Annotated in this window: 18 protein-coding genes; 5 read left to right on the forward strand and 13 right to left on the reverse strand. The window is 69.0% G+C overall.

Annotated features, from left to right (window positions below; genetic code table 11):
• Nucleotides 1-2 precede the first annotated feature (2 nt).
• Both MRB47_RS03205 and MRB47_RS03210 read left to right on the forward strand, forming a co-directional pair.
• A complete protein-coding gene (locus MRB47_RS03205; RefSeq protein WP_252101887.1) occupies nucleotides 3-800 on the forward strand; it encodes a DUF2145 domain-containing protein in 798 nt (265 codons plus the stop codon).
• 78 nt (nucleotides 801-878) lie between these two features.
• Entirely contained in the window at nucleotides 879-2,039 is a 1,161-nt protein-coding gene (locus tag MRB47_RS03210; protein ID WP_252101888.1) for a serine endopeptidase, read from the forward strand.
• Here MRB47_RS03210 and MRB47_RS03215 read toward each other — a convergent pair.
• Together MRB47_RS03215 and tgt are read right to left on the reverse strand one after the other, a co-directional pair.
• Entirely contained in the window at nucleotides 2,036-2,785 is a 750-nt protein-coding gene (locus MRB47_RS03215; protein WP_252101889.1) for a DUF72 domain-containing protein, read from the reverse strand. The two genes, MRB47_RS03210 and MRB47_RS03215, sit on opposite strands and share 4 nt — an antisense overlap.
• A 79-nt stretch (nucleotides 2,786-2,864) precedes the next feature.
• Nucleotides 2,865-4,037, reverse strand: a complete 1,173-nt coding sequence (gene tgt / locus MRB47_RS03220) for a tRNA guanosine(34) transglycosylase Tgt (RefSeq protein ID WP_015914401.1) — start codon at nucleotides 4,035-4,037, stop codon at nucleotides 2,865-2,867.
• Between the two features lie 102 nt (nucleotides 4,038-4,139).
• Between tgt and MRB47_RS03225 the strand changes: the two genes are divergently transcribed.
• On the forward strand, nucleotides 4,140-4,628 hold the full coding sequence (locus tag MRB47_RS03225) for a universal stress protein (protein ID WP_011806956.1): 489 nt from the start codon (nucleotides 4,140-4,142) through the stop codon (nucleotides 4,626-4,628).
• A 75-nt stretch (nucleotides 4,629-4,703) separates the two neighbouring features.
• On the opposite strand, the gene MRB47_RS03230 is transcribed toward MRB47_RS03225, so the two are convergent.
• The 4 genes from MRB47_RS03230 to MRB47_RS03245 all read right to left on the reverse strand — a co-directional run bounded on the left by MRB47_RS03230 (nucleotide 4,704) and on the right by MRB47_RS03245 (nucleotide 9,063).
• Nucleotides 4,704-5,090: a hypothetical protein gene (locus MRB47_RS03230; protein WP_011806955.1), complete on the reverse strand. Its 387-nt coding sequence runs from the start codon at nucleotides 5,088-5,090 to the stop codon at nucleotides 4,704-4,706.
• A 241-nt stretch (nucleotides 5,091-5,331) separates the two neighbouring features.
• Nucleotides 5,332-6,513, reverse strand: a complete 1,182-nt coding sequence (locus MRB47_RS03235; RefSeq protein WP_252101890.1) for a phospholipase A — start codon at nucleotides 6,511-6,513, stop codon at nucleotides 5,332-5,334.
• A 41-nt stretch (nucleotides 6,514-6,554) separates the two neighbouring features.
• Entirely contained in the window at nucleotides 6,555-6,884 is a 330-nt protein-coding gene (locus MRB47_RS03240; RefSeq protein WP_238526544.1) for a hypothetical protein, read from the reverse strand.
• A gap of 109 nt (nucleotides 6,885-6,993) precedes the next feature.
• Entirely contained in the window at nucleotides 6,994-9,063 is a 2,070-nt protein-coding gene (locus MRB47_RS03245; RefSeq protein ID WP_252101891.1) for an ATP-dependent helicase, read from the reverse strand.
• A 176-nt stretch (nucleotides 9,064-9,239) separates the two neighbouring features.
• On the opposite strand from MRB47_RS03245, the gene MRB47_RS03250 reads away from it, so the two are divergent.
• Complete coding sequence (locus tag MRB47_RS03250) at nucleotides 9,240-10,190, forward strand: AEC family transporter (protein ID WP_252101892.1); 951 nt, start codon at nucleotides 9,240-9,242, stop codon at nucleotides 10,188-10,190.
• A gap of 75 nt (nucleotides 10,191-10,265) precedes the next feature.
• Here MRB47_RS03250 and MRB47_RS03255 read toward each other — a convergent pair whose 3' ends face one another.
• The 5 genes from MRB47_RS03255 to MRB47_RS03275 all read right to left on the reverse strand — a co-directional run bounded on the left by MRB47_RS03255 (nucleotide 10,266) and on the right by MRB47_RS03275 (nucleotide 16,658).
• Nucleotides 10,266-11,072: a hypothetical protein gene (locus tag MRB47_RS03255; protein ID WP_252101893.1), complete on the reverse strand. Its 807-nt coding sequence runs from the start codon at nucleotides 11,070-11,072 to the stop codon at nucleotides 10,266-10,268.
• Nucleotides 11,073-11,453, reverse strand: a complete 381-nt coding sequence (locus tag MRB47_RS03260) for a hypothetical protein (protein ID WP_123676796.1) — start codon at nucleotides 11,451-11,453, stop codon at nucleotides 11,073-11,075.
• A 239-nt stretch (nucleotides 11,454-11,692) separates the two neighbouring features.
• Nucleotides 11,693-13,867, reverse strand: a complete 2,175-nt coding sequence (priA, locus tag MRB47_RS03265; RefSeq protein ID WP_252101894.1) for a primosomal protein N' — start codon at nucleotides 13,865-13,867, stop codon at nucleotides 11,693-11,695.
• Between the two features lie 650 nt (nucleotides 13,868-14,517).
• Nucleotides 14,518-15,630: a uroporphyrinogen decarboxylase gene (hemE, locus tag MRB47_RS03270; RefSeq protein WP_011806948.1), complete on the reverse strand. Its 1,113-nt coding sequence runs from the start codon at nucleotides 15,628-15,630 to the stop codon at nucleotides 14,518-14,520.
• Nucleotides 15,631-15,731: 101 nt separating this feature from the next.
• Complete coding sequence (locus MRB47_RS03275; protein ID WP_252101895.1) at nucleotides 15,732-16,658, reverse strand: LysR family transcriptional regulator; 927 nt, start codon at nucleotides 16,656-16,658, stop codon at nucleotides 15,732-15,734.
• A gap of 125 nt (nucleotides 16,659-16,783) precedes the next feature.
• On the opposite strand from MRB47_RS03275, the gene MRB47_RS03280 reads away from it, so the two are divergent.
• A complete protein-coding gene (locus MRB47_RS03280; RefSeq protein WP_252101896.1) occupies nucleotides 16,784-17,767 on the forward strand; it encodes a TerC family protein in 984 nt (327 codons plus the stop codon).
• Nucleotides 17,768-17,819: 52 nt separating this feature from the next.
• Here the strand turns inward: MRB47_RS03280 and MRB47_RS03285 are convergent, their stop codons facing one another.
• Nucleotides 17,820-19,145 carry an O-acetylhomoserine aminocarboxypropyltransferase/cysteine synthase family protein gene (locus tag MRB47_RS03285; RefSeq protein WP_252101897.1) on the reverse strand — a complete coding sequence of 442 codons (1,326 nt, stop codon included), beginning with the start codon at nucleotides 19,143-19,145 and terminating at the stop codon, nucleotides 17,820-17,822.
• Nucleotides 19,146-19,199: 54 nt separating this feature from the next.
• Nucleotides 19,200-19,715, reverse strand: a complete 516-nt coding sequence (locus MRB47_RS03290; protein ID WP_252101898.1) for a CoA-binding protein — start codon at nucleotides 19,713-19,715, stop codon at nucleotides 19,200-19,202.
• Nucleotides 19,716-19,739 lie beyond the last annotated feature (24 nt).

Below are 19,739 nucleotides of genomic sequence, written 5' to 3' on the forward strand. Positions count from 1 at the left end.
CCATGCGCCGCTTCGCTCTCTTGTTGGCCGTATGGGCGGCCACGGCCTTTCCGGCGCACGCGGGCCGCTCGTGCGAGCAGCGCAAGCCCACGGTGCAGACCATCGAGCGCGGCATGCAGCTCGCCGAGCGCACGGCGCGCGCGCTGGATGCGAGCGGTGCCAGCGTGGTGCTGCTGGCGCGCGCGGGGCAGGACTTGTCGAAGTACGGCCTGCGCTATTCGCACCTGGGCTGGGCCTACAGGACACCCGAGGGCCCCTGGCGCGTGGCGCACAAGCTCAACGAATGCGGTACGGCCGTGGCCGCGGTCTACCGCCAGGGACTGGGCGAGTTCTTCCTCGACGACCTGTGGCGCTACGAAGCCGTGTGGGCCGTGCCTGCGCCCGAGGTGCAGCAGCGCCTGCTGCCGCTGCTGCAGGACCGCGCGCGCACCACCGTGCTGCACCAGCGGCCCTACAGCATGGTGAGCTACGCCTGGGGCACGCGCTACCAGCAGTCCAACCAGTGGGCGCTGGAGACGCTGGCCGTTGCGATGGAGCCCGCCAGCGTGCACACCCGTGCGCAGGCCCAGGCGTGGCTGCGGTTCAAGGGCTATGAGCCCACGGCGCTCGCCATCGGGCCGCTCGCGCGCCTGGGCGGGCGCATGACGGCGGCCAACATCGCGTTCGACGACCATCCCAACGACAAGCGCTTCGCCGACCGCATCGAGACCGTCACGGTGGATTCGGCGCTGGCCTGGCTGCAACGCGCCCAGCTGGCCGGCGCGCCGCAGGTGCTGGTGCAGGGCCCGGAGAAGTTTTAAGCAAAAATGGGCTCCTGCGCTTATCCATCAAGCGCGAGCAGCTACTATTCCAATAGCAAACCTCGTGAGGGATCACACATGAGCAAGGCATTGCGACTGTCGGAGAAATGGTTTCGCCGCGGCCTGTGGCTGGTGGCGCTGGTGTTCGCCAGCTTTCTGATCGGGCTGGGCGGCACCATCGTGGGCGACCTGCCCAAGGTGGAGGCGCCCCTGCAGCTGGACGACTTGCTGGACCGCGACGCCGCCCAGGCGCTGCGCGCCCAGGTCAAGGAAGCGCGCCAGGCCGAGCAGGAGGCCCAGACCGCGCTGGAGCAGGCCCGGCTGCAGCACGCCAAGGCGCGCAGCGAGACGCAGGCCGAGCGCGAGACCTTCAGCAACTGGCTGGCCGCACGCCGCGCCACCCAGCGCGCCGAGCACGACCCCGAGGTGATCGCGCGCACCCAGGCGCTGGACGCCCTCAAGGCCCAGGAGCGCCGGGCCCAGCAGGCCGTGCAGGCGCAGGACCAGGCCCTGCTGGACGCGCGCCAGACCGCGCAGGCCGCGCAGCAGCGCCTGGGGCGCCTGGAGCAGGGCGGTTACGAGAAGATGGCCGCCGAGCGGCGCAAGGTGGAGCTGCGCGTGTTCCTCTACCGCCTGGCGCTCACGCTGCCGCTGCTGGTGGCGGCAGGCTGGCTGTTCGCCAAAAAGCGCAAGAGCACTTGGTGGCCGTTCGTGTGGGGCTTCATCTTCTTCGCGGTGTTCGCGTTCTTCGTGGAGCTGGTGCCCTACCTGCCCAGCTATGGCGGCTACGTGCGCTACGTGGTGGGCATCGTGGTCACGGCGCTGGTGGGGCGCTACGCCATCCTTGCGCTCAACCGCTACCTGGAGCGCCAGAAACAGGCCGAGGCCCTGCCCGAGCAGGAGCGCCGCAAGGAGCTGGGCTACGACGTGGCCCTGGCGCGCCTGGCCAAGGGTGTGTGCCCGGGGTGCGAACGGCTGGTGGACCTGAAGGACGGGGTGACCGACTTCTGCCCGCACTGCGGCATCGGCCTGTTCGACCGCTGCGGTGCCTGCGGCACGCGCAAGAGCGCCTTCGCCCGTTTCTGCCATGCCTGCGGGGCCGGTGCGGCGCCGTCCGGGATGGCCTCGCCCGGTGTGGCCCCTGCGGGTGTGGTCCCCTCGGGCATGCCGCCCGCCGGCGCGGCCCCCGCCGGTACGCCGCCCCACGGTGCGATGCCCGGCGCGGCAGGGAATCGCTAGGCGCAGGCCTGGTGCAGGTCCAGCGCGTTGGCAGCCGCCGCGCCGCTGGCCGTGTTGTCGAAGATGCACCACACGCTGCGCGCCGCCAGGGTGGCGACGCGCAGCCGTACCGCTAGCGCGTCGACCAGCGCCGCGTCATAGGCCGAGTAGTACACGCGCGGTGCGCCATGCAGCCGGCAGTAGACCAGGCCGGGCCAGCCGCTGGGCACCTCGCCGCCCGCGTGCAGCACCGGGTCGGCCAGCACGCGGCCGGCCTGCCAGGCGCGCAGCAGCGCGTCGCCCTCCGGTGTGAACCAGCTGGCGTGGCGCGGCTCCACGGCAACGCTGCCGTGGGGATGCCGTTCGCGCAGGCCGCGCAGGAACGCCTCGGCGACGGGCCGGTCGAGCCGCAGGCTGGGCGGCAATTGCACCAGCAGACAGCCCAGGCGCTCCCCCAGCCCCTGCGCCTGTTCCAGGAAAGCCTCCAGCAGCGCGTCCGTGCCCTCCAGGCGCGCCGTGTGCGTGATGCTGCGTGGCAGCTTGACGCTGAAGCGGAACGCTGGCGGCGTGGACGCGGCCCAGCGCTCGTAAGTGCTGCGCTGGTGGGGGCGGTAGAACGATGAATTGATCTCCACGGCGGGCAGCCGGGCGGCGTAGCGCTCCAGGTGCGAGCCTTCAGCCGGGAACCGGTGCCGGCTGCCCTGCGGCACGTTCCACCCCGCGGTGCCGATGTGCAGCGGTGCGGCCGTCGACGGTCGGGTGTCCATCGCGCCAGCATAGGAGGGACGGCGCGGCGCCGCGCGCGGAATGCGCCGGCCCTCGCCGTCAGCCGCCGCCTACGCGGCGCTATACGCCGCGTGCGCGCTCGGCCTTGAAGCGCGCGCGGAATGCGCCGAACTGGCCGGCATCCAGCGCTTCGCGCACCTCGCGCATCAGGTTCAGGTAGTAGTGCAGGTTGTGGATGGTGGTGAGCATGGGCCCCAGCATCTCGCCGCAGCGGTCCAGGTGGTGCAGGTAGGCGCGCGAGAAGCCGCCGCGGCCCCCGTCGTTCCAGCTTACGCCCTCGGTGCCCGCGCAGGCGTGGCAGGTACAGCTTGGGTCCAGCGGCTGGTGGTCGGTCTTGTGGCGGGCGTTGCGGATCTTCAGGTCGCCATAGCGCGTGAACAGCGTGCCGTTGCGCGCATTGCGCGTGGGCATCACGCAGTCGAACATGTCCACGCCCTGGGCCACGCCCTCCACCAGGTCCTCGGGCGTGCCCACACCCATCAGGTAGCGGGGCTTGTGCGCGGGCAGGCGGTGGGGGGTGTGCGCCATGATGTCCAGCATCTCGTCCTTGGGCTCGCCCACGCTCACGCCGCCCACGGCGTAACCGGGGAAGTCCATCTCCACCAGGGCTTCGAGCGACTCCTGGCGCAGGTTCTTGTACATGCCGCCCTGCACGATGCCGAACAGCGCGTTGGGGTTGCCCAGGCGCTCGAATTCATTCTTGGAACGCACCGCCCAGCGGCGGCTCATCTCCATGCTCTTGCGCGCCTCGGCCTCGGTGGTCTTGTGGCCGTTGGTCTCGTAGGGCGTGCACTCGTCCAGCTGCATCACGATGTCGCTGTTGAGCGTGGTCTGGATCTGCATGCTCACCTCGGGCGACATGAACAGCTTGTCGCCGTTCACGGGCGAGGCGAAATGCACGCCTTCTTCGGTGATCTTGCGCATGCTGCCCAGGCTCCAGACCTGGAACCCGCCCGAGTCCGTGAGGATGGGCTTGTCCCACTGCTCGAAGCCGTGCAGGCCGCCAAAGCTCTGCATCACGTCCAGGCCGGGCCGCATCCACAGGTGGAAGGTGTTGCCCAGGATGATTTGCGCGCCCATCTCGCGCAGGCTGCGCGGCATCACGCCCTTGACGGTGCCGTAGGTGCCCACGGGCATGAAGATGGGGGTCTGCACCACGCCGTGGTTGAGCGTGAGCGTGCCGCGGCGCGCGTGGCTGGAGGTGTCGGTGGCCAGGATTTCAAACTTGAGCATGGGCGCGATTGTCCCAGACTGCACCGGCGGGGATTGGTGCCCGCAGCGCCCCGCGCGGCCTACACTGACCCTATCGACACAGCATTGCAAGGAGGTGCCCCCATGTTCCGAATCCTGATCGCCGTTGATGGCTCCGAACTCGCGCTCGACGCGGTGCGCCATGGCGTGGCCCTGGTGCGCCGCGGCGGCCTGCAGGCCACGCTGGTGCTGGGCCACGTGCAGGAAGAGGCCTCGCTGATCGAGCTGGCCACGCAGGGAGCGGACGCCGTGGCCGCTGCGAGCGTGGAGGCCGGCCAGCACCTGATGGCGTCGGCCGTGGCGATGGTGGAGGCCGCGGGCGTGCCGTATGAGACCGAGATCGGTCTGGGCCCCGTGGCGGCCACGCTGGTGGACATGGTGGAGCGCTGCGGCTGCGACGCGCTCATCATCGGCGCGCGCGGCTTGGGCGGGCTGCGCGGCACGCTGCTGGGCTCGGTATCGCAGGCGCTGGTGCAGCAAAGTCCCGTGCCCGTCACCGTGGTCAAGCATGCGGAGCCGGAGGAACTGCCCGAGGATGACGACCAGGACGACGACGTAGGTGCGCAGGACTGACACCAGAAACAACGGGTCCCGCGGGACCCGTTGTGCTATTGAATCAAGAGCTGCTGGCGCAGATGGGCAGCGCGTTCAGGCCGCTTTTTTCCATTGCTGCGCCGCGCGCTGCAGCTTGCCGTGCGGCAGGCTGGCCAGGCGCGTGAACATGCGCCGGCAGTAGCCGCTGATCCAAAGGCATTTGTTGAGCTCGTCCACGGGCAGCGGGCCGGAGACGACGACGATGTCGTTGGCCACGTCCGCCGCGCCTGCGGCGCGCAGGCGCCGGCGCGTGTGCGTGGCCCAGGACTGGATGCGTGCCGGGCTGCCGTGCTGGTGCACCTCGCCGGTGTGCAGGTCGAAGGCAATGGCCACGGTGTCGGTCTTGAGCTTGAAGCGACGCTCGCCCGTGACTGCGCTGGGCGTTTCGCGCATGTCGTACAGGTAGTAGCTGCCGGCCTTCAGCTGGTATTGCAGGTCCATGGTCGTCGTCCTCCGGGCTGCATTGTGCGGACGGCGCTGGCCGGTGATGGGGCGAATACCGCGCGAAAGCAGGCGCTTATTGCGCAGGGCGCGGGCCCGCCCCCGGCGGCGCCGGGGTGCGCCCGATTGTGTCGGCGCACTGCGGCGCCTTCAACCCGCCGGCCCGGTCAAAGGGTAACCGGTTGTGATCGGGCCGGCAGGCGCGCGTGGCGCGCCCGCCCATCCATTCGCGCTGTGGGGTTCAGAAATCCACCAGGCTCAGGCCCACGCTGAACACGGTGCGCTTGCGGTTGTAGTCGATCAGGCTGTCGCCGTAGCCCGTGAACAGCTGGGTGTGCAGGCGCAGGTTGGTGCGGTTGCCCACCAGGCTGGTTCCGAGGGTTTGCAGCCATTCCAGCCGTGCCGAGCCGCGCCCGGTCGCCCCCAGCGAATGCCGTGCGGTCAGCGCCAGGGTGTTGTCCTTATCCACGTTCCAGGTCAGGCCCAGCTCGGCCCGGCCCACGTAGTTGCTGATGCCGGGGTTGTCGTCGCTGTCCGCGCTCTCGTGCAGGCGCTTCCACAGGCGGCCGGTGACGGTCCAGCGGTTGTCCAGCTCCATGCCGGTCATCAGGTACACGCGGTTCCAGCTGCGCGACAGAGGCAGGCTCTGGCCGTTGGACTGGTGCACCAGGCCGATGCCGCTGTAGCGCCAGCGCCAGCCGAAGGGCAGCTTGGCGTCGGTGGGGTACACGTACATGATCTCGGGCTCGTGGTCCGTGTTGCGGAACGGCCGCGAGATGCCCGGCGAGAACAGCTGCCAGTACGACTGCTGCGTGTAGCCCGCCCACAGCGAGTCGCGCAGCGTGGGGTGGCCGCGCGTGAGCAGGCCCTGCGCGAGCTTGGTACGCACCGACAGCTGCACGCGCATCTCGGTCTTGCGGTAGTCCACCTCGCTGGTGGCGTTGTTGTCCGGGCTGCCCGAGGTGGGCAGGCGGTTGACGCTGGTGGCGCCCACGACGGACACGCTCATGGGCCGGTAGCCGCGAAAGCGGAACGCCCCGCAGTCGCTGCCCGTCTCCAGCTCCCAAAAGCGCGACAGGGTGCTGTACTGGCCGTCGCGGCAGCCGTCCACCTGCGCCACGTCGATGATGCGCGTGGCCGGCAGCGTGGCGTCCACCGGCGGGGGCGGCGCCTGCGTGGCGGCGGCGGGCTGGGCGCTGGCCGAAGCGGGCGGCGCCTGCCAGCTCTGCTCGCCGGCCCACTGGTCAAAGCAGGCCAGGCGTGCCTGGCTGTCACCGGTGAGTGCGGCGCACTGGCGCCAGCCGGCCGCGCGGTTGACGGCCGGGGCTGCGGCGGTCTCGGCCAGGCTGACCAGCGGCAGGGCCGTGCCCAGCAGCGCGGTGGCCAGGCCCAGGCGGGACAGGGGGTGTGAAGGCTGTGTCATGGTCGGATGATGCGCGTGGTCGGTGACGGCTGCCATGCAGGTCAGGGCCGGGAAGGGGCCTGCTTGCGCAGGGTGAAGGTGTAGGGCCGGTCGGCCTCGTCGGTCCATTCGCCGCGGATCTCGCGCGCGCAACTGCCCTCGACGACGTCGCCGCTCCAGTTGCCGCTGACCCGCGTGCCGTCGCGCGACTCTTCCATGGTGAGCCGGCCCTGGTGCACGTCGCCCACCACCACCGAGGTGAAGCCCGGCCACTGGATGCGTCCCTTCACCGTGCCGTCCCATTCGGGGTGGGGGCCCAGTTCCAGCAGCACGGGCTCGGCCATGCCGTCCAGCCGCGCCTGCCAGCGGCCCACGAGTTCGGGCTGCTCCATCTGCGCGGCCGTGGGGCAGGCCGGGCGCGGAGGTTGAGAGGGTTTTTGGGCGCAAGCGCTTACCAGTAAAGCGCTGGCAGCTATCAAAAATATAGTTTTCAACATGGGTTCAGGGTGTGGCGGGGCTGGGGGTGGCCTGGGCCTTGCGCGCAAATTCCTCGCGCAACTGGCGCAACTTGTCGCGTGGGTTCTCGCGCGCCGTGGCGGCGTCCAGTTTCATCTCGGCAATGAAGCGGCTGGGCTGGCAGGCCACCATCTCGCGGCCCTTCTTGCGCTTCTTGGTCCAGCTCACGGCCAGCGTGCGCTGGGCGCGGGTGATGCCCACGTACATCAGGCGGCGCTCCTCCTGCAGGCGCTGCAGGGTGTCGTCACTCACCTTCTGCTGGCGGCCATCGTCATCGTCCAGCTTGAAGGGCAGCATGCCTTCGGTTACGCCGGCCAGGATCACGTGCGGCCACTCCAGCCCCTTGCTGGCATGCAGCGTGGACAGCACCACCATGTCCTGCTCCTGTTCGCGCTCGGAGATGGTGGACAGCAGGGCGATGGTCTGCGCCACCTCCAGCAGGCTCTTGGTCGCGGCCTGCACCGTCGTGCCCGCGGTGTCGTCGATCTGGCCGCCCGCGCGCTGCGCCATCCAGTCGCAGAACTCCAGCACGTTGCTCCAGCGCGCTGCGGCCACCTTTTCGCTGTCCTCGCTGTCGTACAGGTGCTGCTCGTAGCCGATCTCCTTGAGCCAGTCGGCGAGGAAGGTGCGCGCGGCCTCGGCCCCGTGCGTGTGGCGCGCGCGGTGCTCCAGGTCGTTGACGGTGCGGCCGAACTCCAGCAGCCCTTCCATGCCGCGTTTCGGAATCACGGCGGGCAGCATGGCGTTGAACAGCGCGCCGAACATGCTTTGCTTGTGCTGCGTGGCGAACTCGCCCAGCGCCGCCAGCGTGGTGTGGCCCACGCCGCGCCGCGGGCTGGTGACGGCGCGCAGGAACGCCGGGTCGTCGTCGTTGTTGATCCACAGGCGGAACCATGCGCACAGGTCCTTGATCTCGGCGCGATCGAAGAAGCTGGTGCCACCCGACACCTTGTAGGGAATGTTGGCGCGGCGCAATGCCTTCTCGAACGGCTTGGCCTGATGGTTGGCGCGGTAGAGGATGGCGAAGTCCTTCCAAGCAGGCGGCGGGTTGCTGGCCGCGCGCAGGCTTTGGATGCGGGCCACGGCGCGCTCGGCCTCGTGCTCCTCGTTGTCGCAATCGACCACGCGCACGGGCTCGCCCTCGCCCAGCTCGCTGAACAGCGTCTTGGGAAACAGCTTGGGATTGGGCTGGATGACGTGGTTGGCCGCGCGCAGGATGGCGCTGGTCGAGCGGTAGTTCTGCTCCAGCTTGATGACGTTGAGCTGCGGGAAGTCCTGCGGCAGCTTCTTCAGGTTGTCCAGCGTGGCGCCGCGCCAGCCGTAGATGCTCTGGTCGTCGTCGCCCACGGCGGTGAAGCGCGCGCGCTCGCCCACCAGGTATTTCAGCAGCTCGTACTGCGTGGCGTTGGTGTCCTGGTATTCGTCCACCAGCACGTGGCCTAAGAGGCGCTGCCACTTTTCGCGCACCTCGGGGTGGTGGCGCAAGAGGCGCATGGGCATGCCGATCAGGTCGTCGAAATCCACGCTCTGGTAGGCCGTCAGGCGCTCCTCGTAGCGCTGCATGATCAGGGCGATGCTGCGCTCATGGTCGTCCTGGGCCATGGCCAGCGCCTTGCGCGCATCCCAGCCCTGGTTCTTCCAGTTGCTGATGGTCCATTGCCACTGGCGCGCGGTGGCCAGGTCGGTGGTGCCGCCCGAGCAGTCTTTGAGGATGCCCGTCACGTCGTCCTGGTCCAGGATGCTGAACGAGGGCTTGAGGCCCAGCACATGGCCGTCCTCGCGCACCATGCGCACGCCCAGGGCGTGGAAGGTGCACACCAGCACGTCCTTGGCCTGGCGGCCGATCAGGCCGGCGGCGCGCTCGCGCATCTCGGCCGCGGCCTTGTTGGTGAAGGTGATGGCGGCGATGCGCCGGGGCGCCAGGCCCGTCTCGATCAGCCGCGCGATCTTGTGCGTGATCACCCGCGTCTTGCCCGAGCCCGCGCCCGCCAGCACCAGGCACGGGCCCTCGGTGTAGTGCACTGCCTGCAACTGAGCAAGATTGAGACCGGACATGGATGCAGCGGGAGGAACGGGGCGCGCCTGCGCCGCGGGTTGCGGCGGGCGGCGGGTGAGAGGGAGAACAGCGGGTGTGCATGATAGCGGCGTGCGCGCACCAGGGTGATTGCCCGGGGTGGCACGCCCGGTGACAAGGCGTTTCAGCGCACGGCGGCGCTGCGACAATCGCGCCCGTGCTGTCCGTCCTGCTGATCACCTTCCCCTTCTTCGCCCTCGTGCTGTGCGGCTACCTGGCCACGCGGGCCGGGGCGCTGCCGGTGTCCGCCATCGGGGGGCTGAACAGCTTCGTGCTGTATTTCGCGCTGCCATGCATGCTGTACCGCTTCGGCGCCAGCACGCCCATCGCACAGCTGCTGGACCCGGCCGTCGCCGGGCTGTACCTGCTGTGTGCGCTGCTCATGGTGGGGGGCACGGTGGCCCTCACGCTGCGGCGCCGGGGGTGGAACGATGCGGCCTTCGGCGCGCTGGTGGCTGCCTTTCCCAACACCGGCTTCATGGGCGTTCCGCTGCTGGTGGCGTTGCTGGGCGAGGCCAGTGCCGGCACCGTGATCGTGGTGCTGGCGGTGGACCTGGTGATCACCAGCTCGGCGTGCATCGCGCTGTCGCGCCTGGATGGCGCGGGTGCGCACGGCGTGGCCGTGGCGCTGCGCAACGCGCTGCGCGGCATGGCCACCAACCCCATGCCCTGGTCCATCGTGCTGGGCGGCGTGGCGTCGGTCCTGCAGTGGCAGCTGCCGGGCCCCGTGGACCAGACCCTGGCCATGCTGGCGGGCGCGGCATCGCCGGTAGCGCTGTTCACCATTGGCGCGGTGCTGGCGCGCTCGCAGATGAACCAGCAAGAATACGTGCCGCCGGGCCAGTACGTGCCGATCGCGCTGGCCAAGCTCGTCGTGCACCCGCTGCTGGTGTGGTGCGTGGGACGTGCGGCGATGGCGCTGGGGGTGGATCTGTCGCCGTTCACGCTCACGGTGATGGTGCTGCTGGCCGCGCTGCCCAGCGCGAGCAACGTGGCGCTGCTGGTGGAGCGCTTCGGGGCCCACGGCGGGCGCGTGGCGCGCATCATCCTGGTGAGTACGGCGCTGGCATTCGTCAGCTTTTCGGCTGCCGTGGCGCTTTTGACTTGACCTGTTTACTTCTGTTTTGATAGCTATATGCGCTTACGGCATAAGCGCTGAGTGGCAAAAAACCAAAAAATCTTCTCAGCAGGCCTGGCGCACCGATTGGACGAGGGCGTCCCGCACGTAGTGCATCCCGACCATCGCCCCTGCCCAGAGCAGGCCTTCGACACAAAGCTGGAGCCGGAACGCCTGCCGGTACATCCGCGTGGTCACGGTATGCAGCGCTTTGGCCACGATGGGCAGGGGCGCGACGAGCGATACGGCGTAAACGGCGGCCTTCCAGCCCTGCAGGTACGTGCCGAAGGGCTTCGACCCGTGGCACAGGAGGATGGCTCCTTGGCCTTGCCAGTCGCCGTACGCCTGCCAAAGTCCCATCACGTTGAGAAAGCTGAAAAACGCCATCGCCACCAACCAGATAGAGGCCAGGTTGCCGTCCACCACGTTCCAACTCGGGGCATCGGCGCGTTCCGCTTTCTGCTGTGGGTTCTCCTTACGGCGCGCGCCTTCAGTGCGGATCACCTCTTCGGCAGCGTCCACGGCCAGGTCCAGCCACTGGCGCCACGTGCGCACGCGGGGCTGTTCGCCCAGCGCTGCGGCATAGACGCAGGCGTCGTCCACGCACACCTGCTTGTCAGGGGTGATGCGGTCGGCTGGCAAATACCAGTCCTTGGACTTGCGCGGCAGCCGTACCAAGAAGACGGTGGTGGTCATGATCGTTTGCCGAAAGCCCGTGGGGCGATGTAGCAGCTCGATGGCCATCCAGTCGAATCCTCGATGCCGGCCCTTCACGATCCACTGCGGGCCCACCACAACTAGGCCCAGCCGTTGCCAGAGCGGGTCTGAAAAGCTCTCGAGTAGACCGCGCGGCGGCTTCTCCTTGAAAGCCATTCACAAGTCCTCCAGGTCGGCGTCGTCCTGCGCCGCGCGCCTGATCTGAATCCCCACCGTGACGGCCGTGACCGCGCAGATCAGCAGGTTCCAGGGGCCGGGCACGCCGAAGATGGCCGTACCCACTACGGCAACGCCCACAACGACCGCCATGCGCAGGAAACCGTAGTCTTCGCAAAATCGGAGGGTGTGCGCCAGCGCAAGGTAGATCAGGATCAGCATCACCGGCCAGAAAAACAGGCTGGCGATCATCAGTGCCATCAGGCCCGTGCCGTCGGTTTCTGCGAACCAGGCTGCCCAGACCCAGTTGGTGACCAGCGTGGCCACGGTCAGTGCGACGGTGCTCCAAAGCGGAGGCAGAATGTCTTGGTAGCGGTTCATTCGGTGAGTTGTCCCGAGTATGCCGGTGGGCGGTGCTGCGCAGTGTGGGCAGCGCGGGCGAGTATGGCGAGCGGTTTCCCAGCCCAGCCTGCCAGCGGCTACTCCCGGTAGCGCGGGGCGATACCGCGAGCCATGCGCGCCTGCATGGCGCAAAAAATGCTGTTAGGAGGATAGCTGTAAGCGCTGGTTGAAAAGTGCTGGCAGCACCTTTGCCGTGGTTGCACCACGCGGGATTTCCTTCAGATCGCCTGCGGGTCCACGTCCACCAGCCAGCGCACCAGGCCGCGGTGGCGCTGGCGCTCGGCATGCAGCAGCGGCTGCCATGCGGCCAGAAAGCGCTGCAGCGCACCGCGCTGGGGACTTTCCAGCAGCATCTGCGCGCGCTCCACATTGGCCACGCGCTGGATGGCGAGCGGCACCGGCGGGAACAGGAAGACCTGGTCCAGCCCCGGCAGCCCGGCGGCGCGCGCGGCGTCGCTGGCGGCCTGCAGGAAGGCCTGGGCCGCCTCCTGCGTGCGGGCGTCCGCGCGCACCAGCGCCTGATAGGCGAAGGGCGGCATGCCGGCTTCCTGGCGCTCGGCCAGCTGGCGCGCGGCGAAGGCCGGGTAGTCGTGGCGGCGCAGCGCGGCATAGACGGCGTGGTCGGGGTGCCAGGTCTGGATCCACATCTCGGGCGGGCTGCCCTGCGCGGCCACATAGCGCGCATCGCGCCCCGCGCGGCCCGCGGCCTGCATCAGCAGGGCGAACATGCGCTCGGGCGCGCGGAAGTCGCTGCTGAAGAGCGCTCCGTCGGGCTGCACGGCCGCCACCAGGGTGATGCGCCGAAAGTCATGCCCCTTGGCCACCATCTGCGTGCCGACCAGTACGTCCACCTCGCCGCTGTGCACCTGGGCCAGTTGCTCCTCCAGCGCCCCCTTGGCGCGGGTGGTGTCGGCGTCGATGCGTGCCACGCGCGCGGCGCGGCGGTCCGGGGTGATCACGTTGCGCAGCAGGGCGGCCAGTTGCTCTTCCAACTGCTCGGTGCCGCGGCCCAGGGGCAGGATGTCCGGGTTGCCGCAGCTGGGGCAGGCGCGCGGCACGCGTTGCGTAAAGCCACAGTGGTGGCAGCGCAGCGTGCGGTCGCTCTTGTGGAACACCTGGTGGGCGCTGCAGTGCGGGCAGTCGCTCTTCCAGCTGCAGTCGTGGCAGTGCAGCACGGGTGCAAAGCCCCGGCGGTTGAGCAGCACCAGGCATTGCTCCCCGCGCTGCACCCGTTCGGTGATGGCGGCCAGCAGCGGGGGCGAGAACACGCCACCCGCCCCCGAACTGCGCGGCTGTTGCCCCATGTCCACCAGGCGCACGCGCGGCAGCTCGCCTGCGCCGGCGCCTTCTGCGGAGCCGATACGGCTGGGCATGTGCAGGCGCAGGTAACGGCCCGGGCCCCCCTCGCTGGCCGGGGTGCTGGCATGCCAGCTCTCCAGCGACGGGGTGGCGCTGCCCAGGATCACCTTGGCGCCCTGCTCGCGTCCGCGCCACAGCGCCAGGTCGCGCGCGGAGTAGCGCGCGCCCTCCTGCTGCTTGTAGCTGGCGTCATGCTCCTCGTCCACCACGACCAGTGCCAGCCCCGGCAGGCTGGCAAACACCGCCATGCGCGTGCCGAGCACGATGCGCGCAGCGCCCGTATGCGCGGCGAGCCAGCTCTTCAGGCGCTGTGCCGGCGTCATCCCGCTGTGCATGCTGACTACGGCCGCCTCGCCGTACAGGGGCGCGAAGCGCTCGCGAAAGCGCGCCTCCAGCTGCGGGGTGAGGTTGATCTCGGGCACCATCACCAGTGCCTGTGCGGTGGGGTGGCAGGCCAGGGCGCGCTGCACGCAGTGCAGGTACACCTCGGTCTTGCCGCTGCCCGTGCTGCCGAACAGCAGGAAGGGGCCGCGCTCTGCATCGATTTGGGCTGTAGCGCTTGCCTGTTCTGCGGTAAGTGCTATTGTTTTTGCAACTGCTTCGGACGGGTGCGCCGGCGGTGCGGGGCGGCGCAGGCGCCGCGCCAACTGCTCGGGCGTGAGGTCGCGCAGCTGTGGGGGCAGGGCGGCCAGCGCCACCTCGCCCACCGCGCGTTGGTAGTAGCGCGCGGCGAAGCTCACCAGACGGCGCCAGGCGGCGTCCAGCGGCGCCACGCCTTCGAGCACGCCCGCCACCGTGCGCGGCACCATGCCCGGCGGTAGCGCCGCTAGCTCGGCGGGCGCGTCCCAGACCACGCCCAGCACCTCGCGCGCGCCCAGCGGCACGCGCACCAGTGTCCCCGGAGGCAGCGGGCGCGGGCTGGCATAGCTCAGCGGTTCGCCCACGCCACTGTGCGCCGGCGTGCTCACGGCCACGCAGAGCAGGCAGGCGGCGCTGTCATGCGGCGTGGTCGGGGACAGGGAGCGGTCAGGCATGGGCGGTGGGTGAAAAGGCGGGCGGCACCGGGGCGCGGCCCCGCATGATTCCACAAGCTTGCCCACTGCTATGAGAGATGCTGTGGGTAACTTTGTTGAAAAGCAGCGCGCAACACGCCGCGGGACGCGCCCCTGCTGGACTGCGCGCTAGCGGATTTGTAGACGGCGCGGTGCAAAAAAAGCTTATGAATCAACGTTCTTTGCTGCGCCGCAAACAGTGCCGCAGCGGTTGTCGGGCGACGCTCTGCGCAGGGGGCCGCAGTTGCCAGCATGTGAACAACTGGCGCTGTCAATAGGGAAGAGCATCCCCGGATGTGGTAGGCGTTGCAGCCACTGTGGGACTTTTCCTTCACTTCGTGCGGCAAGTGCTTGATTTTGCGAGGGAAACACAGGAAGTTCAGATTTTCTGTGGATAACTTTGTTGATATCCCGGCTGGGCCGCCCGAAAGCCCTTGTCTGGCCGTGGTTTGCTTAGGGTGCCCACAAAATCGGCAGGCGCAGGACTTTCATATGAATCAACCACTTACGAGGTTCTGAGTGATTTGTTGCCGGTTGTTGCGCTGCTGGCTGCGGGCCGCGCGGCAAGCCGGATGCGGCTGCCGCAGTGTGAGTAAGTCATGCCGGCGCCGTGGCCCCTGGTAAGTAGGCATTCACCGCTGCCGCAGGCTGCGTGAATAGCCATGCACGGCTTCCACCAGCGCGGCCACGTGTTCGGGCGGGGTGAACTGGCTGATGCCGTGGCCCAGGTTGAAGATGTGCGTGGGGCCGGTGGTGGTCTTGTCGGTGTGCGGCGTGCCGAAGCTGTCGAGCACGGCGCGCACCTGGGCTGCCACGGCCTCGGGAGGTGCAAACAGCACGTTCGGGTCGATGTTGCCCTGCAGCGCCTTGCCGGGGCCGCCCACCTGCCCGCCGACGATGGCGCGCGCCTTGCCCAGGTGGGCTGTCCAGTCCAGGCCGAGCACCTCGCAGTCGATGTCCTTCATGTCGTCGAGCCAGATGCCGCCGCCCTTGGTGAAGACGATGCGCGGCACGTCCTGGCCGTCCACGCCCGTGCGCTTGAGCTGCGCCAGCACGCGCCGGGTGTATTCCAGGCTGAACTGCTGAAAGCACCCGTCGGCCAGCACGCCGCCCCAGCTGTCGAAGACCATCACGGCCTGGGCGCCGGCGTCGATCTGGGCGTTCAGGTAGGCGGCCACGGCGTCCGCGTTCACCGCCAGGATGCGGTGCATCAAGTCCGGTCGGCTGTACATCAGCGTCTTGACGAGGCGGTAGTCGTCGCTGCCCTTGCCCTCGACCATGTAGCAGGCCAGCGTCCAGGGGCTGCCCGAGAAGCCGATCAGCGGCACGCGGCCGTTCAGCGCGCGGCGGATGCTGGTGACGGCGTCGAACACATAGCGCAGCTTGTCCAGGTCGGGCACGGCCAGCGCGGCCACGTCGGCCTCGTCGCGCACCGCCTTGGCAAAGCGCGGGCCTTCGCCCTCGGCGAACGACAGGCCCAGGCCCATGGCGTCGGGCACGGTGAGGATGTCGCTGAACAGGATGGCCGCGTCCAGCGGGAAGCGCTCCAGCGGCTGCAGCGTCACCTCGGTGGCGTACTCCACGTTCGTGGCCAGGCCCATGAAGCTGCCGGCCTTGGCGCGCGTGGCCTTGTATTCGGGCAGGTAGCGGCCCGCCTGGCGCATCAGCCACAGGGGCGTGTAGTCGGTGGCCTGACGACGGCAGGCCCGCAGGAAGGTGTCGTTCTGGAGGGGGGCGAAGCTCATGCGCGCGATTGTCGCAGGCCGGCTCCCGCAGGCCTTGGGCAAGCCCCGCGGGCTTGCCTCAGATCAAGGAAAGGGGCGCTGCAGGACGATGCGCCGTCTCCTTACACGGGGGAACGGGTGGGGTCCGGGTTCCACAGCGTCCCATCGGCTCCGGCCTCCAGCAGCCGGGTCAGCAGCGGGTGCATCACCTTGCGGGCGCTGTAGATCAGGTGGAACTGCTCATGCACCTCGGGGGTGGTGCCCACGGGCACGAGGCCATGGGTCTGCTCCAGGTGCGGGCCCAGGGTCTCGGGCGCGGGCATCACGCCCATGCCGGTGGCAGCGAAGGTGCTGAGCAGGGCGCTGTCCTCGAATTCCCCTGCAATGCGCGGGCGGATGCGCTCGCGTTCCAGCCAGTGGTCGATGCGCGCGCGCAGCGCGGCGTGCTCGGTGGGTAGCAGCACCGGCACGACCGCCAGGCTGCGCGGGAATGCGTGGCGCGCGGCCTGCGCCCACAGCGGCGGGGCATACCAGCCAATGGCGCTGGTGCCCAGCAACTGGCTGGTGGTGCGCAGCGCCGGGTTCGGCGGGGCGGGGCGGTCGGCCAGTACCGCGTGCAGCTTGTGCAGCGCCAGCTCGCCCAGCAGGGGCTGGAATTCCCCCTCGTGGCACAGCAGGCGCAGGTGGGGCTCGTCCAGCACGGGAGTGAGCAGCCGGTGGACCGCCAGTTTGGCAATGCCGTCGGAGATACCCAGGTTCAGGCGCAATGTGGGTCCTGAGGCGGCCTCGCGCACGCGCTGGGGCAGCTGCTCGCCCAGCGCGAAGATGTGGTCGGCCTCGTGCAGCGCGGCCACGCCGGCCTCGGTCAGCATGAGGTTGCGGCCCTCGGCGCGCAGCAGGCTCACCCCCAGGGACTTCTCCAGCTCGCGCACCTGTGCGCTGATGGTCTGCACGGCCATGTCCAGCCGCTCGGCGGCCCGTGCCATGCCGCCCTCCTTGGCGACGACCCAGAAGTAGTACAGGTGGCGGTAGTTGAAGCTCTGGCTCATGGAGTTACTTCGTAAAAACCGAAGTAATAGTACCGATAAGGCAGGTTTTTTGGAATCCATGCGACTCCTACATTGCACCCCTCGGGCGGTGGGCCCGTCAGTACAACCCCATTGGAGAAGGACGCATGGAAACGATAGGAACCTGGTGGATGTGGGCAGGCTTCGCCGCCTTTGTGGTCGTGGCGATCGCCGTGGACCTGCTGGTGATGGAGCGCCAGGGCGCGCACCGGGTGACGATGGGCGAGGCCGCGCGCTGGAGCCTGCTGTGGTTTGCGCTGGCGTTCGTGTTCGTGGGACTGCTGTGGTGGTACCTGGACGGCAGCCAGGGCCGCGACGTGGCCAACACGGTGTCGATGCAGTTCATCACCGGCTACCTCGTCGAAAAGAGCCTGTCGGTGGACAACATCTTCGTGTTCCTGATGCTGTTCAGCTACTTCGCCGTGCCGCCGCAGTACCAAAAGCGCGCTCTCATCATCGGCATCATCGGCGCCATCGTGCTGCGCACGCTGCTGATCCTGGCGGGTGCGTGGCTGCTGGCCACGTTCCACTGGCTGTTGTACGTGTTTGGCGCGTTCCTCGTGGTCACCGGCATCAAGATGTGGCTGGCCGCGGGGCAGGAGCCCGACATCGCGACCAACCCGGTGCTCAAGCTGCTGCGCCAGCGCATGCGCATCACCGACCGGTTCGACGGAGAGAAACTCTCCACCATGATCGACGGCGTCAAGCACTACACCCCGCTGTTCGTGGTGCTGGTGCTGATCGGCACCACCGACATCATCTTCGCGGTGGACAGCATCCCCGCCATCTTCGCCATCACCAGCGACCCGTTCATCGTGCTCACGGCCAACGTGTTCGCCATCCTGGGCCTGCGCGCGCTGTACTTCCTGCTGGCCGACCTGGCCAACCGGTTCCACCTGCTGGCCTACGGTCTGGCGCTGGTGCTGGTGTTCATCGGCACCAAGATGCTGCTGATCGACCTGGTGAAGATTCCCATCGGTTACGCGCTGCTGGTCACGGCGACGCTGATTGCCGGCTCCATCGTGCTGTCGCTGCGCGGCTCGGGGGGGAGCGCGGCGCGCCCCGTGCCCCCACTGCCGGGCAAGCGCTGACCTGCCCCGCGCGCCCCCGGTCGGGCGTGACCCCGGCCGTGGGTGGCCCGGTTCAGCGCGTGCGTGCCAGGGCCTGGTCGATGTCCCAGAGGATGTCGTCCAACTCCTCGATGCCCACGCTCAGGCGCACCATGTCCGCGCGCACGCCGGCGCGGGCCAGCTCCTCCTCGTTGAGCTGGCGGTGCGTGGTGGAGGCGGGATGGATCACCAGCGTCTTCGCGTCGCCGATGTTGGCCAGGTGGCTCAGGAACTCGCAGGCGTCGATGAACCGCTCGCCCGCGGCGGCGCCGCCCTTCACGCCGAAGGTCAGGATGCCTGAGGCGCCGGGCTGACCGTCCACCGCGCGGAACTGCTTTTGCGCCAGCGCGTAGTACGGCGATTCCGGCAGGCCCGGGTAGTTAACCCAGGCCACCTGCGGGTGCTGCTGCAGGAACCGCGCCACGGCCAGCGCGTTGCGGCAGTGCTCGCGCATGCGCAGGTGCAGCGTCTCGGCGCCCTGCAGCAGCAGCCAGGCGTTCAGGGGCGAGAGCACGCCGCCGAAGGTGCGGTTGACCTCCATGCGCGCCTTCATGGTGTAGCCGAAGTCGCCAAAGGTCTCGTAGAACTTCACGCCGTGGTACGCGCGGCTGGGCTCCACCATCTCGGGGAAGTGGCCGTTGTCCCAGGGGAATTTGCCCCCTTCCACGATCACGCCGCCCATGGTCGTGCCGTGGCCGCCGATGTACTTGGTGGCGCTGTGCACCACGATGTCGGCGCCTAACTGCAGCGGGTTGCACAGGTAGGGGCTGGCCACGGTGTTGTCGATGACCAAGGGCACGCCGTGGGCGTGGGCCACCTCCGCAATCGCCGCGATGTCCAGCACGTTGACCAGCGGGTTGCCGATGGTCTCGCCGTACACGGCGCGCGTGTTCGGGCGCATGGCGCGGGTGAAGTTCTCGGGGTCGGACGGGTCGACGAAGGTCGTCTCGATGCCCAGGCGGCTGAAACCCACGCCCAGCTGCCCCACCGTGCCGCCATAGAGCGTGCTGGCGGCCACGATGTGGTCGCCGGCCTTCCGGATGGCCAGCAGCGCCGCCATCTGCGCAGCCATGCCGCTGGCGCAGGCGAGGGCCGCGCGGCCGCCCTCCAGGCTGGCCATGCGCTCCTCGAACACGGCGACCGTGGGGTTGCTGATGCGGCTGTAGACGTTGCCGAAGGTCTGCAGGTTGAACAGGCTGCTGGCGTGTTCGGCGTCGTCGAAGACGAAGCTCGTGGTCTGGTGGATGGGCGTGGCGCGCGCGCCGGTCACGGGGTCGGGCTGGGCGCCGGCGTGGATGGCGCGCGTGCCGAAGCCGAAGGCACGGTCGGCTCCAGAGCCGGGTGGGGTGGATGCGGTCATGGTGTTATGGGTCAAATAGGCCTCTAGCGCTTATCCATAAAGCGCTAGCAGCTATCAATATGGGAGCTTGCGCAGGCGCTTGGACGAGATCACCTGGGTGTTCACGCCCATCCAGCCCAGGCCGCCGAACAGGCGTGCGTGCTCGATCTTCACGCAGCGGTTCTGGATCACGCGCAGGCCCGCGGCCTCGGCCTGCGCGCCGGCGGCCTCGTTGAACACGCCCAGCTGCAGCCACAGGCATTGCGCGCCCACCGCGATGGCTTCAGCCGCCAGCGGCGGGATGTCCTCGCTCTTGCGAAAGCAATCCACCATATCGATGCGTGCGCCCTGCGCGGCCAGCGCGGCGGAGGCATCAAGCACGCTGGCGTAGGCGGTCTCGCCCAGGATCTGACCGCCTTCGCGCGCGACCAGCGGGTTCACGGGAATCACGCGGTAGCCGTGCGCCTGCATGTACTTGGCGGCAAAGTGGCTGGGCCGGTGCCATTGCGGCGACAGGCCCACCACGGCGATGGTGTGGCACTGTGTGAGCACGTCACGCAAAGTGCTGATGGTGTCGGGTGTGCGGAGCATGGCGGCAGTGTATGCACAGCCGTG

Origin of the sequence: Diaphorobacter sp. LI3, from assembly GCF_022807955.1 — a bacterium.
In the GTDB taxonomy this organism is placed as follows: Bacteria; Pseudomonadota; Gammaproteobacteria; order Burkholderiales; family Burkholderiaceae_C; genus Diaphorobacter; species Diaphorobacter nitroreducens.